We start from the raw sequence: 15,971 nt of genomic DNA, 5'->3' as shown, positions 1-15,971 counted from the left end.
TTTGATATCCAGCGATAACTTGAAAAAAGTTCTGGTTGTTGATGATTCAGCATTTATGCGCAAATTGATTTCGGATATGCTTTCGAAACATCCTTCGTTAGAAGTCGTAGCAACGGCGAGAAACGGAAAAGATGCTCTATTAAAGGTCAGTGAATTGCGTCCTGATGTAATTACAATGGATATTGAAATGCCTTTGATGAACGGTTTGGAGGCACTCCAACAGATTATGAAACACCAGCCTACGCCTATTGTCATGTTATCCAGTACAACGGAAACGGGTGCAAGGAACACGATGATGGCTATGGAATATGGCGCAGTGGATTTCATTGCTAAACCAGGTGGTCCAATTTCCTTAAACCTCCAAGACGTTGAACATGAAATTGTCGAAAAGGTCGTAGCTGCGTCCAAAGTCAATATAACGAATCTCGCATCTGGACGAAGTGTAAAAAAGGTCGAAAAATTGGAGAATAGCCTTAAGGTGAATACTTCTGAAAAGCCACTGATTGTTTCAACAAATAACCAAAAAGTGCCTAAAGAAAATAAACTTTCCAAAATGCATGAAACTTTTGTTATAATAGGCACATCGACAGGGGGACCTCGGGCACTACAAGAAGTATTGACCCGATTGCCGGCTGCACTCTCTGTCCCAATATTAGTTGTCCAACATATGCCACCGGGGTTTACTAAATCTCTAGCCCAGCGGTTGGATGGTTTGAGTGAAATCCATGTCAAGGAAGCGGAAGATGGGGAGCTGTTCCAAAAGGGTGTCGCGTATATTGCACCGGGTGGTAAACACTTAAAAATGAGGAAATGCACCAATGGTTACTGTGTACATCTTGATGACATCGAACCTCCGCGCAAAGGTCATCGTCCAGCAGTGGATGTTTTGTTAGAATCAGCCGCATTACAAACAAGTCTGCAATTCATTACGATTATCATGACAGGAATGGGCTACGATGGTAAGGAAGGTATGCAGCAATTGAAGAGTGCTCGCCCGACTATCACTATAGGGGAATCAGAGAGGACTTCAGTCGTCTACGGCATGCCAAAGGCAATAAATGAAGCAGGTCTGGCAGACAGAATCGAAGACTTGCAAGATATATCAGCAGCATTGCTAGAATCTTTACAATCATGAAGGGGGCGTCATTATGGATACAAATCAATATCTCGAAATGTTCTTGGAAGAAAGTAAAGAACACCTTCAAGCATGTAACGAACACTTGCTGGAGCTTGAAAAAAATCCCGAAGACTTGGCGATTGTCAATGAAGTCTTCCGTTCAGCACATACTTTAAAAGGTATGTCCGCAACAATGGGCTATGAAGACATTGCAGATTTAACGCATAAGATGGAAAATGTGCTTGACGCAATTCGAAATTCTAAGATCAATGTTACAACCGAAATCCTCGATGTTGTTTTCAAAGCTGTCGATTATTTAGAAGAGATGGTTGTGGATATCGAAGCAGGAGGATCTGGTAAGAAGAATGTGCAGGAACTTGTCAACGCATTGAATCTGATTGAAGCGGGCCAAATGGGTGTCGATTTACAATCACAAGAAACTGCTGCAACTGTAATCGAAGACGCTCCCACTAATGATCAGGTAGAAATTGAAATGATTTATGATGAATATGAACTAACAGTGATTAGCCAATCTCAAGAACAAGGGTTCAATGCTTTAGAAGTTGCTGTATCGTTAAGAAGTGACTGCTTGTTAAAAGCTGCCCGCGTATTCATGGTCTTCGAGATTCTTGAAAAAGCAGGCGAAATTATTAAGTCGAAGCCGAATGTTGAATACCTGGAAAACGAAGAGTTTGATGAATCATTCAAGATTGTTCTTGTTACGAAAGAAGAAGCTGCTGTGATTCAAGCTAAAGTCATGAAAGTTTCTGAAGTTGAATCAGTTACGGTGAAGAACTTGACCGCTGAAACATTGATTGAAGGAAAACGAGCTAAAGAAACGAATTTACAATCTGCCAGGGAAACTAAACAAGTCGCGGAAATCGGGAAAAAAGATGCATCGCAAGAAAAAGCGAAAAAGTCAACTAGTACTCAAAATACGAATAAGACAATCCGGGTCAATATTGATCGCTTGGATATCTTGATGAATCTATTTGAGGAACTAGTTATCGACCGAGGTCGCTTGCAATCAATTGCCAGTGAACTACATAATCCTGATCTAAATGAAACAGTGGAACGAATGACCCGAGTTTCCGGTGATCTTCAAAACATTATTTTGAATATGCGAATGATCCCTGTAGAGACAGTATTTAACCGATTCCCTAAAATGGTCCGTCAACTTGCACGAGATCTGGACAAGAAGATAAATCTTGAAATCATCGGAGCAGAGACGGAACTGGACCGAACGGTCATTGATGAAATCGGTGATCCATTGGTCCACTTAATACGTAATGCGCTAGATCACGGTGTTGAGACGCCAGCAGAGCGTGTAGCTAAAGGGAAGCCTGAAGAGGGTACTGTGACTCTACGTGCCTATCATTCCGGCAACCATGTGTTCATAGAACTGGAAGATGATGGTGCAGGCGTAAACAAGAGCCGTGTTTTGAAAAAGGCGCTAGAAAGAGGAATCGTTACAGAAGAGACCGCAGCCTCTTTGACAGACAAGCAGGTTGCTGAACTAATCCTCGCATCTGGCTTTTCGACAGCTGAAAGCATTACTGATGTTTCAGGTCGCGGTGTCGGTTTGGATGTTGTGAAAAACACTATTGAATCACTTGGCGGTCACATTACAATTGAATCTAAAGAAGGTCAAGGGTCACTATTCCAAGTCCAATTACCACTTACGCTATCAATCATATCCGTCATGCTCGTTAATTTGGAGAAGGACATTTATGCAATTCCATTGTCCTCCATCATCGAAACAGCTATTATCCAGAAATCTGAGATATTGAATGCTCATAACCAAAAAGTGATTGATTTCAGAGGCAGCATCGTTCCGCTTGTCAACTTGAAAGGTATTTTTGAAATGGACAATGCACATGAAATGGATGAATATCAGTCTATTGTCATCGTGCGTAAAGGCGACAAATTAGCAGGACTTCTCGTCGATTCATTCATTGGGCAACAAGAGATTGTTTTGAAATCTTTAGGAAACTATTTACAAAGCGTATTTGCAATTTCAGGAGCTACGATTCTTGGAAATGGGCAAGTCGCTCTCATAGTCGACTGCAATTCTTTGATTAAATAGATGGGAGGGGCTATTATGGCTCAATATAACGAGCTGGTCGCACGAGAAGAGATGAAAGTAATCGTGTTCCAATTGATGGACAAGGAATATGCGATTGAAGTAGATGTCGTTGAATCGATTGAGAAATTGATTTCAATAACAAAAGTACCGAGGACTCCATCTTATGTGTACGGAGTGATTAATCTTAGAGGGTTAGTTACACCGATTGTCGATCTTCGCGAACGTTTTGGTCTTGAAGTGAAAGCATTGGACGACTCGAGCAGAATCATCATCGTTTCTATGGAAGATTTCGAAGTTGGCCTAATCGTCGATGACGCAAATGATGTATTCGATATCCCAATGTCATCAATCGAACCCCAGCCGGAAGTCGTCGGAACAATTGAATCGGAGTTCATAGCGGGTGTTGCAAAAGTGGAGAATCGTCTTTTAGTATTGCTGAATCTTGAACGAGTGCTTGAACCGTTGAAACGAGTGACATCTGATGAGTTCTAATGAGCAGATAAATGATATGCATCTTGACGTGTTAAAGGAAATTGGCAATATCGGAGCTGCTCACGCAGCGACGGCATTATCGCAATTGCTTGGACGAAAAATCGAGATGCTTGTACCAAATGTCAATTTAGTTTCATTTGATGATATGTTCGAATTGGCTGGTGGTGCGGAAAAGATCGTAGCAGGAATTTTTTTACGCATACAAGGAGATCTTTCTGGAAGTATGTTTTTTGTTCTCCCCGTTGAATCGGCAAACCAATTCATCAGAAATCTGATCCATGACGAAACGTTTGACTTCCATGCGATTCCGATTTCTGAAATGGGTGTTTCTGCAATGCAGGAATTGGGTAATATTCTTTCAGGTTCTTACCTGTCCGCGCTATCGGATTTTACAGGACTCAATATCCATCCTACCGTACCTTCGTTAAGTGTCGATATGGTTGGTGCCATCGTCAGTTTCGGATTAATCGAAGTATCTCATTATAGTGATGAAGTCATTGTAATTGATACTCGTATTATTGACGAGGGAGATGAAGAAAGCTCGACTATTAACGGTCATTTTCTTCTGCTTCCTGATCCTGAATCGTATTTGACCATATTCCGATCCCTTGGTGTGCTGTGAAATGAGCACGTTGAATACAGTCGTCAGAGTAGGAATAGCCGACATGAACATTGTCAAAGCACCGAATACAATAAGGACTTCTGGATTAGGTTCTTGCGTTGGTGTCATTTTATATGATGAAATGAAAAAGATAGCGGGAATGCTTCATGTTATGTTGCCTGATTCAAGTCTAGGAAGATCGGATAATATAAATATAGCGAAATTTGCTGATACAGGTATTTATGGATTGATGGAACTTTTGAAGGCTGAGGGTGTCCGTCCTCTTTCACTGAAAGCAAAAATAGCTGGAGGAGCACAAATGTTCCAGTTTGGGACAAGCGATTCAATTAGAATTGGACCAAGAAATGTCGAAGCTGTCAAAAAAGAACTGGCGCGCCTGTCAATTCCGATAATTGCTGAAGACACCGGAGGTTCAAGCGGTCGGACAATCGAATTCGACCCAATGACAAAAATGCTGAGTATTAGGACTGTCAATTCGGGTACAAAGGAAATTTGAGCATATCCGAATAAATAACGCCTGCGTGATTTCATTGCACAGCTTGAATAATGCGTAACTAAAAATCTTGGAAATTGTATAGTTATCAATAGCGGCTGAACGGTTCAGTCGCTATTTTTAATTAGCATTTGCTATAATAGTCATAACTCATTTTTTCTGAAGTAGAGGGATGCTGGATAGGAGTAGCTTGGAGGTGAGCGATTCAATGTATAAGAAAGAAATGACAGAAGCGGCGTATTGGGATCTTTGGATGAATGAAAGAGATGCTGAGGCAGGCGACTGGCTAGTTCGCACATACACGCCCCTTGTCAACTACCATGTTCAACGCATAAGCTTGGGACTGCCGCGAAACGTTTCTAGGGATGATATTATGAGCTTGGGCTTGCAAGGGTTATTTGATGCGCTGACGAAGTTTGACAGAAGCAGAGATTTGAAATTCGATACATATGCATCTTTTAGAATTAGGGGCTCTATCATTGATGGTTTGCGTAAAGAGGATTGGTTGCCTCGTTCATCCAGGGAGAAGTCAAAAAAGCTGGAAGAAGAAATCAATAGACTTGAACAAAAATTGTTGCGCCATGCAACTCCGGAAGAAATTGCAAATCATCTAGGCATGACAGTTGATGAAGTGTACCAAACTGTTCATGAACACTACTTCTCAAATGTGCTTTCCATAGATGACCGGATGAATGAAGATGATGAAGAAGGTCAGAAGTCATTTATCATCAAAGACGATCTCGAACGTTCTCCTGAACAGCATATTATGATGGGGGAGCTTGTCGGTGATTTGTCATTAAAAATCAAGGAACTCAACAAAAATGAGCAACTAGTGCTGAATCTTTTTTATACCGAGGAAATGACATTGACCGAGATTGGGGAAATCTTAAGTTTATCAACTTCCCGGATTTCACAAATCCATTCAAAAGCATTATTCAAACTGCGGAAACTTCTTTTGCCCGAAATTGTTGATGGAGGGATTTTATGAGCCTTAAAGTGATCGAACTCCAAATTGCAATACCAAAAACGTTTGAAGCTGGAAAAGTTGCAGAACATAAACAACAACAGTCTCAACTCAATCAAGAGCAGGCACAGGCTTTGACAGAGAAGCAATTGCTCAAAAGTCGGGAAAGTGTTTTGCAGTCGGACAAGTCCGCAAAGACAGACCCAGATTCAAAAGATGGCAAGCAAAACAATGGACATGGGAAAAATGAAAAAGAACGAAATGAAGAGGAAAAGGCGACCGTGCACCCTTATAAAGGTTCATTTGTCGACTTTACGGGTTAAATCAGATGATGGCAGTGTTTTTAGTAATTTTGTTCATAATGCAGCTAGTCAGTTTTTACATCATTGCACTTCTTTATATGAAAATCTCCAAATTCAAGGACCTTGAGAAGAAACAACAGAAGTTGATGTCTGAAATGGATGATGCGATTGGTGCCTATCTTAATGAATTAAAAGAGGAAAACGACCGTCTTATCCAAATAATTGATCAGAAATCGTTCCAGACGGATTCTCGTCATGAGCAGGCACAAGAGCAGAGAACCAATCAGACTGATGATTTTATTGAAGGGGAGCAAGATGTTCTAACGATTAACCCCGTGAAATATCCCATGAAGGTTGCCATGAAGTCTTATCAATCATTTGTATCAAAAGCAGCTGTTATACCAGAAATAGTCACCGAAGAAAAAAAGAAGGATGACCGTTCAGTCGCTATCGACATGCATGATGAAGGTAAATCAATTGAAGAAATTGCTAAAAAGCTAGGGAAAGGCAAGACGGAAGTAACCCTGCTATTGAAATTCAGATGAATAAATTTGCATATGCAAAATAGATATGGTATATTATCAAATGGTGTTACTACACACGTGTGCGGACGATGGGAAAGGTGCCGAAAGGTCTGTCCAGCGGATGATGCATGCGGAGGAATCAAACCAAATAGGAGGAATAAAAAATGTCAGTAATTTCAATGAAACAACTGCTTGAAGCAGGGGTGCACTTCGGACACCAAACACGTCGCTGGAACCCGAAAATGAAGAAGTTTATTTTCGTTGAGCGTAACGGAATCTACATCATCGATCTTCAAAAGACTGTGAAGAAGCTTGAAGAGGCTTATGACTTCATGCGTCAAGTTGGAGCAGATGGTGGTAAAGTACTTTTCGTAGGTACTAAAAAGCAAGCACAGGATGCGATTAAAGAAGAAGCAGAACGTGCAGGCATGTACTACATCAACCAACGTTGGCTTGGTGGTACACTTACAAACTTCGGTACAATTCAAAAGCGTGTTGCGCGCATGAAGAAAATCGAAGCTATGGAAGAAGATGGCACATTCGCTGTACTTCCTAAAAAAGAAGTTTCCGAATTGAGAAAAGAACACGATCGTCTTGTTAAATTCCTTGGCGGTATCCGTGATATGAAAACACTTCCTGATGTAATCTTTGTCGTGGATCCACGTAAAGAGCGCATTGCAGTTGCTGAAGCAATTAAATTGAACATTCCACTTGTCGGAATTGTAGATACGAACTGTGATCCGGATGAAATTGACTATGTCATTCCTGCGAATGACGATGCAATCCGTGCAGTGCGTCTACTGACTAGTAAAATGGCAGATGCTTTGATTGAATCTAGACAAGGCGCTGACGAAGAGGTTTCTGAAGAAGAAAACCAAACAGTAGCTGCAGAGTAAGACTACATGACCAGACGATAAGCGGCCAACCCCCTTATCGTCTTTTTTAAAGACTTTCGATACACACAACTACTTTATTGGGAGGAAACACTAATGACTATTACAGCACAAATGGTTAAAGAATTGCGTGAGAAAACAGGCGCAGGAATGATGGATTGTAAAAAAGCATTGACTGAAGTCAATGGCGATATGGAAGCTGCAATTGACTTCCTTCGTGAAAAAGGTCTTTCAAGTTCAGCTAAAAAAGCTGACCGTATTGCAGCTGAAGGTACTACTGCAATTTTAGTGAAGGACAACGAAGCAGTTATCTATGAAGTGAACGCAGAAACGGATTTCGTTGCTAAAAACGAAGCATTCCAAACGCTTGTTAAAGAGCTTGGGGAGCATTTGTTGGCGACAAAACCTGCTTCAATTGAAGAAGCTGTCGATTCCAAAATGGATAACGGCCTTACAGTTGCGGACCATATTTCAAATGCTGTAGCTAAAATCGGTGAAAAGCTAACACTTCGCCGTTTCGAAATCAGAACGAAGACAGACAACGACGCATTCGGTCCATATTTGCATATGGGTGGACGAATCGCTGTTTTGACTATACTAGAAGGTTCTACAGATTCAGATGCTGCAAAAGATGTTGCTATGCACATTGCTGCTTTGAATCCTAAATACATTTCACGTGATGAAGTTTCTGAAGATGAAGTCGAGCACGAGCGTAAAATTCTAACAGAGCAAGCGTTGAATGAAGGCAAGCCTGAAAACATCGTTGCGAAAATGGTAGAAGGCCGTCTTGGTAAATACTTCGAAGAAATTTGTCTACTTGATCAGGCATTTGTTAAAAATTCCGATCAAAAAGTCCGTGATTTCGTCAAGTCTACTGGTGGCACATTGAAGGAATTCGTCCGTTATGCTGTCGGTGAAGGTATCGAAAAGCGTGAAGACAATTTCGCTGATGAAGTAATGAGCCAAGTGAAAGGCAACTAATCGTTGTCGTTATATTTATCCAATTAGGGGACACACTACTGTGTTCCCTATTTTTCGAGAAAAACATAGTAGACGGAGGGTACATATGAGCGTCCCAAAATACAAAAGAATTGTCTTGAAACTTAGTGGAGAAGCACTTGCAGGTGAAAAAGGTTTTGGCCTCTCACCTGAAATCATCAAATCAGTCGCGAAACAAGTCAAGGAAGTTATTGACCTTGAAGTAGAAGTGGCTGTTGTTGTTGGGGGAGGAAATATATGGCGAGGGAAAATCGGCAGTGAAATGGGCATGGATCGAACGACTGCAGATTATATGGGTATGCTCGCGACTGTTATGAATTCCCTGGCGCTTCAAGACGCTCTTGAGAAATTAGGCGTTGAAACACGTGTATCATCTTCTATTGATATGAGACAAGTCGCAGAACCGTATATTCGCAGGAAAGCAATCCGCCATCTTGAAAAGAAACGGGTTGTCATTTTCGCTGCTGGAACAGGCAATCCGTATTTCTCTACAGATACGACAGCGGCATTAAGAGCTGCCGAGATTGAAGCGGATGTCATTCTGATGGCTAAGAATAATGTAGATGGAGTCTATTCAGCGGATCCCTTGAAAGATAGTAATGCTGTCAAATATACGGAATTGACGTATATCGAAGTGATCAGCCAAGGTCTAGAAGTTATGGATTCAACTGCTTCAACCCTATGTATGGACAATGATATACCTCTCGTAGTATTCTCGATTATGGAGAATGGAAATATAAAAAGAGCCGTCCTTGGTGAACCAATTGGTACGGTTGTCAGGAGGAATGCGTAATGCCGAAAGAGTTAATGGATCAGACGAAAGACAAAATGGACAAAGCGATAGCCGCTTTCTCAAGACAGCTTGCATCTATCCGTGCAGGCCGCGCGAATGCATCATTGCTGGATCGTATCACAGTTCTATATTACGGAGCACCGACGCCATTGAGCCAAATGGCTGGAATCTCTGTACCTGAAGCAAGATTGATGGTCATTCAACCCTATGACAAAACGACATTGGGTGATATTGAAAAAGCAATATTAAAATCCGATATCGGTATCACACCATCAAACGACGGATCAGTCATCCGTTTAGCTGTACCCGCTTTGACAGAAGATCGACGTAAAGAATTGGTCAAAGAAGTGAAGAAAGAAGCAGAAGAATCCAAAATTGGTATTCGTAACATCCGCAGGGATGCAAACGATGATCTGAAAAAGATGGAGAAAAACAGTGAAATCACAGAAGACGAATTGCGTCGTGAAAGTGATGAAATCCAGAAGTTAACGGATTCTTACATTGAAAAAGTTGATGAAGTAGCAAAAGATAAAGAAAAAGAAATACTTGAAATTTGATTGAGAACTTTTTATAGGCCAAGACGTCCTACTTGCAGGACGTCTTTTTTTGCCTGCCTATTGAAGGTGACATACATATGACGAATGATCAAACAAGGACTAAAAGCAATATATTTTCTTTCCAACGCATAAGATAATTATCATTAAGCAAGATTTTCATCAGAAAGTTGATTCTTTTAAATGAAATTTAATGCATCATTTGGTACGATAGACTAGATACTTGCTCAAATAGCAGGCGAGTGGAGGAAACTGAATGCTAGAAAAACTATTACGTAGAAAAAATGTAGAAGTCCAGTTATCCATTACAGAAAGAGTAGTGAATATTAAACATAGGACGATCCCTTCACACGTCGCCATTATCATGGATGGAAATGGAAGATGGGCAAGCCGGCGGAGTCTTCCACGTATTGCCGGACATCATGAAGGTATGAAAACTGTCCGCAAAATCACTCGTATTGCAAATGATATAGGCATCAAAGTTTTGACACTATATGCTTTCTCCACGGAAAATTGGAAACGGCCTAAAATCGAGATTGACTTTCTTATGAAACTTCCAGGAGAGTTTCTCACGACCTATTTACCGGAACTTATTGAGCAGAACGTGAAAGTCGAAATGATTGGCGATACAAGCTCACTACCTATCCATACACAAGAGGCGATAGCAAAAGCAGTGGAAGCAACATCTTCGAACAACGGTCTAATTTTGAACTTTGCCATGAATTATGGGAGTAGGCTTGAAATTGTGGAAACGGTGAAAGAAATCGCTCAAATGGCGGTTTCAAACCAAATTTCGATTGAAGAAATCGATGAGACGTTGATTAACGCCCATCTCATGACATCACACTTACCTGAACCGGATCTTCTAATCCGTACAAGTGGGGAAGTAAGACTATCAAACTTCATGCTATGGCAACTTGCCTATTCGGAGTTTTCCTTTACGGATGTTCTTTGGCCGGATTTTGATGAAGCGTGTATGTTAAGTGCGATAGAAGAATTCCAATTGCGCAACCGGCGCTTTGGAAGTGTGGAAGGAGAAAAAGGGGTTTGAAACAGAGAATCATAACTGCGCTAGTTGCATTAGCGGTCTTTTTTCCACTAGTCATCTTAGGCGGCATTCCATTTACAGCTATTATATATATCATTGGAACCATTGGTTTATATGAATTATTGCGTATGAAAAACCTTTCTCTATTTTCAGTTGAAGGTTTCCTGACTTGGCTACTCTTAGCAGTCCTGCTAATTCCATCTACTTGGATGTACGAAGTGGAGCAAGTCCTCGGTACTTCAAAAATGGAACTGGTTTCAGCGCTTATTTTACTTTTATTAATTTACACCGTGCTATCAAAAAACAGATTTACATTCGAACATGCTGCGTTTACTGCTTTTAGCGCGTTATACGTGGGAATTGGTTTTTATTATCTTATTGAAACTAGATTCTATGGGTTTGAATATGTGTTCTATGCACTTCTTGTTATCTGGATGACTGATTCTGGTGCTTATTTCACTGGCCGAAAACTCGGTAAGAGAAAACTATGGCCGGAAATTTCACCAAACAAGACGATAGAAGGGTTTATCGGTGGTATTTTGGCGGCGGTCATTTTTGCTTGTGTATTCCAATATTTCTACCCGCTCACATCGTCCTATACGTTGATGATCATTGTGACAGTTGTTGCGTCAATGATTGGTCAGCTTGGAGACTTGGTGGAATCAGCTTTGAAACGGTATTTTAATGTGAAGGATTCAGGAACGTTATTACCTGGACATGGCGGTATACTTGATCGGTTCGACAGCCTTCTTTTCGTGTTACCGTTACTCCATTTTTTGAATTTTATCGGTTAATGAAAGGAAGTCGTTTAGTACATGGTAAAGAAAATTAGTCTGCTGGGTGCCACAGGGTCTATTGGCACACAGACGCTAGATATAATCCAATCAAATCCCGAGAAATTCAAACTCGTTTCTTTTTCTGCAGGGAAAAATATTGATAAGGTTCGACGGATCATCTCTCACTTTCGTCCTGAAATCGTTTCTGTCTTATTTAAAGAAGATGCACATAAGCTGCAAAATGAGTTTCCGTCAACGCGTTTCTTGCACGGCAAGGAAGGTCTTATCATTGTAGCTGCACAATCAGGAGCGGATATGCTTGTGAATGCAGTGATTGGAAGTGTTGGTCTGGAACCGACATTACATGCGATTCGCGAAGGAATAACAATCGCGATTGCCAACAAAGAGACTCTTGTCGCAGCTGGTGATATCGTCATCAGTGAAGCGAAAAAATATAACGTGGAATTATTACCTGTAGATAGTGAGCATTCTGCATTATTCCAATCGATGAACGGAGAAAACCCGAAGACCGTCTCTAGGCTCATTTTAACCGCGTCTGGGGGAAGTTTCAGGGACTTGACACGTGAACAGTTGAAAGACGTCACAGTCGAGCAGGCGCTAGCACATCCGAACTGGTCGATGGGAAACAAACTGACAATCGATTCGGCAACGATGATGAACAAAGGTCTTGAAGTGATAGAAGCGCATCACTTATTTAATCTCCCTTACGAGCAGATCGATTGCCTGCTTCACAAAGAGAGTATTATTCACTCTATGGTTGAATTCGAAGATACAAGTGTGATGGCGCAGCTTGGCTCGCCGGATATGCGCGTCCCGATTCAATATGCAATGACATACCCTGTTCGGATTCCGATGCAGAATGCTAAACCGCTACGTCTGGAGGACATCGGCACATTGCATTTTGAAAAAATGGACTATACACGCTTCAAGGCTTTGTCGTTGGCATATACAGCTGGGAAAGAAGGCGGTACAATGCCAGCTGTAATGAATGCGGCAAATGAAATTGCGGTCCAATTATTCATGGATGGTAAAATTCCTTTTATACAAATTGAAGAAATCGTGGAAAGAATGATGGATCAGCACCAAACGATAGCAACTCCAAATCTTGACGTAATACTAGAAATTGATTCAGCTATCCGAAAAATGGTGTATGATAGAGTGAAGTGAAGTTTTGATAAATAGGCCAAACTGGCCAGTTAAGGTGGTTTTTTATGGAAACCGTTATTGCGTTTATTATCATATTCGGTTCGCTAGTGTTTTTTCATGAATTAGGACACTTCCTTTTCGCGAAAAAAGCAGGAATCATGGTACGTGAGTTTGCGATTGGCTTTGGACCGAAAATACTTGCAATACGCAAGAAAGAAACATTGTATACAATACGTATTTTGCCACTTGGCGGATATGTAAGAATGGCTGGAGAAGATTTCGATACTGTCGAATTGCTTCCTGGCTATAGAGTCGGTCTTGAATTGAATGACTTGGACCAAGTTGAAAAAATCTACTTAAATCGAGAGATCTCCAACCCGAATATACTTTTCCTTGAAACAGAATCTGCTGATTTGAGCAAAGATCTTTTCATCGAAGGGTATGATGAGGAAGGTGAGCTTGTAAAGTATGATGTTTCACGTGAGGCTATCATTTACGAAAAAGGACAAGAGACATTAATCGCACCATATGACCGTCAGTTCGATTCTAAGCCATTAGTAAGTCGCATCTTGACGATTTTCGCAGGACCTTTGTTCAATTTTATTTTGGCTTTCTTCATTTTCTTGGCATTAGGCTTGATTAATGGGGTGCCGAAAAATGAGCCTATTATCGATGAAGTTGTTTCGGATAGTCCCGCGTATGAAGCCGGTATGGAAGCCGGTGACTATATTACTGAAGTAGACGGCACTCCGGTCGATAAATGGACAGAGTTCACTGAGATTATTCAAGAGAAACCAGGTGAAAACGTTCAGGTTAAAGTGAACCGGGCGGGAGAAATTGTGACAATGACAATGATTCCATCTGTTGTTGAAGATTCAGGACATAAGTTCGGACAGATAGGTGTCAAATATAAACCGGAATTTGAAAAGAGTCCTATTAAAGCATTAAAATACGGAGCGACAGAAACAGGAACATGGATTAAGCGGATTTTCGACCTGCTTGGCCAGCTTGTCACAGGTAAGTTTTCAATTGATGCCTTAAGTGGTCCTGTAGGAATCTACAAGGCGACTGGTGACATGGCACAGCATGGCGTATTCACGCTCATGAACTGGGCTGCAATTCTGAGCATCAATCTTGGAATTATGAACCTTCTACCATTACCAGCTCTTGACGGCGGCAGATTGCTCTTCTTCCTATTCGAAGGCTTGCGTGGCAAACCAGTTGATAAGCAGAAGGAAGGTATGGTGCATTTCGTAGGTATCATGTTATTAATGGTTCTCATGTTAGTCGTCACCTGGAACGACATTCAACGATTCTTCTTTTAGAAAAGCTGATTCACGTAAATTCTAGAATTTCGAGGTGAAATGAACATGAAGCAATCACGAACTTTCATACCGACAATTCGTGAAATCCCAACTGAAGCCGACATCATCTCCCATCAGTTATTACTGAGAGCTGGATTTGTGAGACGGCATATGAACGGGGTGTATTCCTATCTGCCTCTAGCCCATAAAGTATTGCGGAAAATAGAAAACATCATCCGTGAGGAGATGGAAAATATTGATGCTGTTGAACTTTCAATGCCATCGCTGCAACAGATGGAACTATTGGCTGAAACGGAAAGCGGAATTTCAGATCGCTCGGACTTGTTCATGCTAACAGATCGATCCGATCGCAAAATGGCATTGGGTCTTGATCAGGCAAGTATCATAACTAAAATTGTTCAGGATGAGATTAAATCCTATAAAAAACTACCGTTGACACTTTATCAGATTGCCACATTATTCAAAGATGAAAAGCGTCCTCGTTTCGGTTTGATACGTATGCGTGAATATATGATGACAAATGCCTACTCTTTCCATGCGGACCAAGAAAGCCTTAATGAGAAATACAAAGATATGATGAATGCCTATTCAACTGTATTTACAAGATTAGGCTTGGATGTCCGAACGGTCATTGCAAATGGAACTGGATCTGCCGGTAATAAGTCCCACAAGTTTATGTCGTTATCTGAAGTTGGAGAAGCGACAATTGCTTACAGTGACGCATCCACTTATGCTGCCCTTATGGAAATGGCGGAAGTGAATGCCAATTATGTATTGCCGAATGATTCTCTTAAAGCAATGGAAAAAATAGAAACGCCAAATCAACACACAGTTGAAGAAATTTCGACATTTCTTGACATAGCCCCTTCAAAGATCATTAAGACCCTTATATTCAAAGTAAATGATGATTTTGTTGCGATATTAATGCGTGGGGATCATATGATCAATGAATCGAAACTGAAACGTGCTCTAGGGACAACTGCTATTTCATTGGCATCTGAACATGAAATTAAAGATGTCTTGTCCTGTGAACCTGGCTCCATTGGTCCCGTAAAGTTACCACTTGACACAAAGGTATATGCGGATCATGCTGTCGGTTTCATAGTGAACGGAGTGAGTGGTGCGAACGAAAATGGTTATCATTTGATGAACGTAAATCCTGAACGCGACTTCGCTATTGATGACTATATGGATTTGCGGTTTATCCAAGAAGGAGATCCTTCTCCGGATGGAATTGGGGTTATTAAGTTTGCGGCCGGTATCGATTTAGGGTTCGTAACTGACATTGGCGACGATATTAGCGGAACAATGGATGCCTCATTCCTAGATGAACAAGGAAATGCTAACTCCTTCGTCATGGGTAGCTACGGGCTTGGAATTTCTCGGATACTCGCAGCAATTGCAGAACAATATAACGATGCGAACGGCTTAAAGTGGCCAAAACAGTTAGCCCCATATGATATACATCTCGTAACCGTCAATATAGAAGATGAAACACAGAAACAGCTTTCAGAAGAAATGTATCATCTATTAAAATCGTACAGATATGCAGTTTTATATGACGATCGGCATGAACGTCCAGGTGTAAAGTTCGCCGATTCCGACTTGATAGGTTTACCGATTCGTATAACAATCGGCAAGAAAGCCCAAGACGGAATTGTAGAAGTGAAATTACGGTCAACTGGAGAGATATTTGAGTGGCAACGCGAAGAAATCACTGAGAAACTACAGCCGTTCTTTGGATAGTGATACTGGATATAGTGAAGGAAGGGGAGACCGTGCGTTATCGGTGCTTCCCTTCTTTTAACGGAACGAA

At 41.2% G+C, this 15,971-nt stretch carries 17 protein-coding genes; all 17 read left to right on the top strand.

Going from position 1 to position 15,971, the window contains the following annotated elements; genetic code table 11:
• Positions 1-4 precede the first annotated feature (4 nt).
• The 17 genes from QWT69_RS09030 (at position 5) to QWT69_RS08950 (ending at position 15,901) form a co-directional block, all read left to right on the top strand.
• Positions 5-1,135, top strand: a complete 1,131-nt coding sequence (locus tag QWT69_RS09030; RefSeq protein ID WP_431312344.1) for a protein-glutamate methylesterase/protein-glutamine glutaminase — start codon at positions 5-7, stop codon at positions 1,133-1,135.
• A 13-nt stretch (positions 1,136-1,148) separates the two neighbouring features.
• Positions 1,149-3,203: a chemotaxis protein CheW gene (locus QWT69_RS09025; RefSeq protein ID WP_317964941.1), complete on the top strand. Its 2,055-nt coding sequence runs from the start codon at positions 1,149-1,151 to the stop codon at positions 3,201-3,203.
• Between the two features lie 15 nt (positions 3,204-3,218).
• Positions 3,219-3,695 (top strand): chemotaxis protein CheW, encoded by a 477-nt coding sequence (locus tag QWT69_RS09020; protein ID WP_317964939.1) that lies wholly within the window; start codon positions 3,219-3,221, stop codon positions 3,693-3,695.
• On the top strand, positions 3,685-4,317 hold the full coding sequence (locus QWT69_RS09015) for a chemotaxis protein CheC (RefSeq protein ID WP_317964937.1): 633 nt from the start codon (positions 3,685-3,687) through the stop codon (positions 4,315-4,317). The genes QWT69_RS09020 and QWT69_RS09015 overlap by 11 nt, the downstream gene beginning before the upstream one ends.
• Position 4,318: 1 nt before the next feature.
• Complete coding sequence (locus tag QWT69_RS09010; RefSeq protein ID WP_317964935.1) at positions 4,319-4,813, top strand: chemotaxis protein CheD; 495 nt, start codon at positions 4,319-4,321, stop codon at positions 4,811-4,813.
• 205 nt (positions 4,814-5,018) lie between these two features.
• The gene (locus tag QWT69_RS09005; RefSeq protein ID WP_317964933.1) at positions 5,019-5,798 is read left to right on the top strand and encodes a FliA/WhiG family RNA polymerase sigma factor; all 780 of its coding nucleotides are present in this window, start codon (positions 5,019-5,021) and stop codon (positions 5,796-5,798) included.
• Positions 5,795-6,097, top strand: a complete 303-nt coding sequence (locus QWT69_RS09000; protein WP_317964931.1) for a hypothetical protein — start codon at positions 5,795-5,797, stop codon at positions 6,095-6,097. Before QWT69_RS09005 ends, QWT69_RS09000 begins: the two co-directional genes overlap by 4 nt.
• A 5-nt stretch (positions 6,098-6,102) precedes the next feature.
• On the top strand, positions 6,103-6,621 hold the full coding sequence (locus tag QWT69_RS08995) for a hypothetical protein (protein WP_317964929.1): 519 nt from the start codon (positions 6,103-6,105) through the stop codon (positions 6,619-6,621).
• 143 nt (positions 6,622-6,764) lie between these two features.
• Positions 6,765-7,496, top strand: coding sequence for a 30S ribosomal protein S2 (gene rpsB, locus QWT69_RS08990; RefSeq protein ID WP_317964927.1), 732 nt, complete (start codon positions 6,765-6,767; stop codon positions 7,494-7,496).
• Positions 7,497-7,589: 93 nt separating this feature from the next.
• Entirely contained in the window at positions 7,590-8,474 is an 885-nt protein-coding gene (gene tsf, locus QWT69_RS08985) for a translation elongation factor Ts (protein ID WP_317964925.1), read from the top strand.
• A gap of 85 nt (positions 8,475-8,559) precedes the next feature.
• Positions 8,560-9,285: a UMP kinase gene (gene pyrH / locus QWT69_RS08980; RefSeq protein ID WP_317964923.1), complete on the top strand. Its 726-nt coding sequence runs from the start codon at positions 8,560-8,562 to the stop codon at positions 9,283-9,285.
• Entirely contained in the window at positions 9,285-9,842 is a 558-nt protein-coding gene (gene frr, locus QWT69_RS08975) for a ribosome recycling factor (protein WP_317964921.1), read from the top strand. The genes pyrH and frr overlap by 1 nt, the downstream gene beginning before the upstream one ends.
• Positions 9,843-10,095: 253 nt before the next feature.
• Positions 10,096-10,890, top strand: a complete 795-nt coding sequence (uppS, locus tag QWT69_RS08970; protein WP_317964919.1) for an undecaprenyl pyrophosphate synthase — start codon at positions 10,096-10,098, stop codon at positions 10,888-10,890.
• On the top strand, positions 10,887-11,681 hold the full coding sequence (locus tag QWT69_RS08965; protein WP_317964917.1) for a phosphatidate cytidylyltransferase: 795 nt from the start codon (positions 10,887-10,889) through the stop codon (positions 11,679-11,681). The genes uppS and QWT69_RS08965 overlap by 4 nt, the downstream gene beginning before the upstream one ends.
• Before the next feature lie 21 nt (positions 11,682-11,702).
• Positions 11,703-12,851: a 1-deoxy-D-xylulose-5-phosphate reductoisomerase gene (locus QWT69_RS08960; RefSeq protein ID WP_317964915.1), complete on the top strand. Its 1,149-nt coding sequence runs from the start codon at positions 11,703-11,705 to the stop codon at positions 12,849-12,851.
• A gap of 44 nt (positions 12,852-12,895) precedes the next feature.
• Positions 12,896-14,155: an RIP metalloprotease RseP gene (rseP, locus tag QWT69_RS08955; RefSeq protein ID WP_317964913.1), complete on the top strand. Its 1,260-nt coding sequence runs from the start codon at positions 12,896-12,898 to the stop codon at positions 14,153-14,155.
• A gap of 45 nt (positions 14,156-14,200) precedes the next feature.
• Positions 14,201-15,901 carry a proline--tRNA ligase gene (locus tag QWT69_RS08950; protein WP_317964911.1) on the top strand — a complete coding sequence of 567 codons (1,701 nt, stop codon included), beginning with the start codon at positions 14,201-14,203 and terminating at the stop codon, positions 15,899-15,901.
• Positions 15,902-15,971 lie beyond the last annotated feature (70 nt).

It is taken from the genome of Sporosarcina oncorhynchi (genome assembly GCF_033304615.1).
In the GTDB taxonomy this organism is placed as follows: Bacteria; Bacillota; Bacilli; order Bacillales_A; family Planococcaceae; genus Sporosarcina; species Sporosarcina oncorhynchi.
Note: the sequence above shows the minus strand (reverse complement) of the source record. Positions and strands in the feature narration are given on the sequence as shown.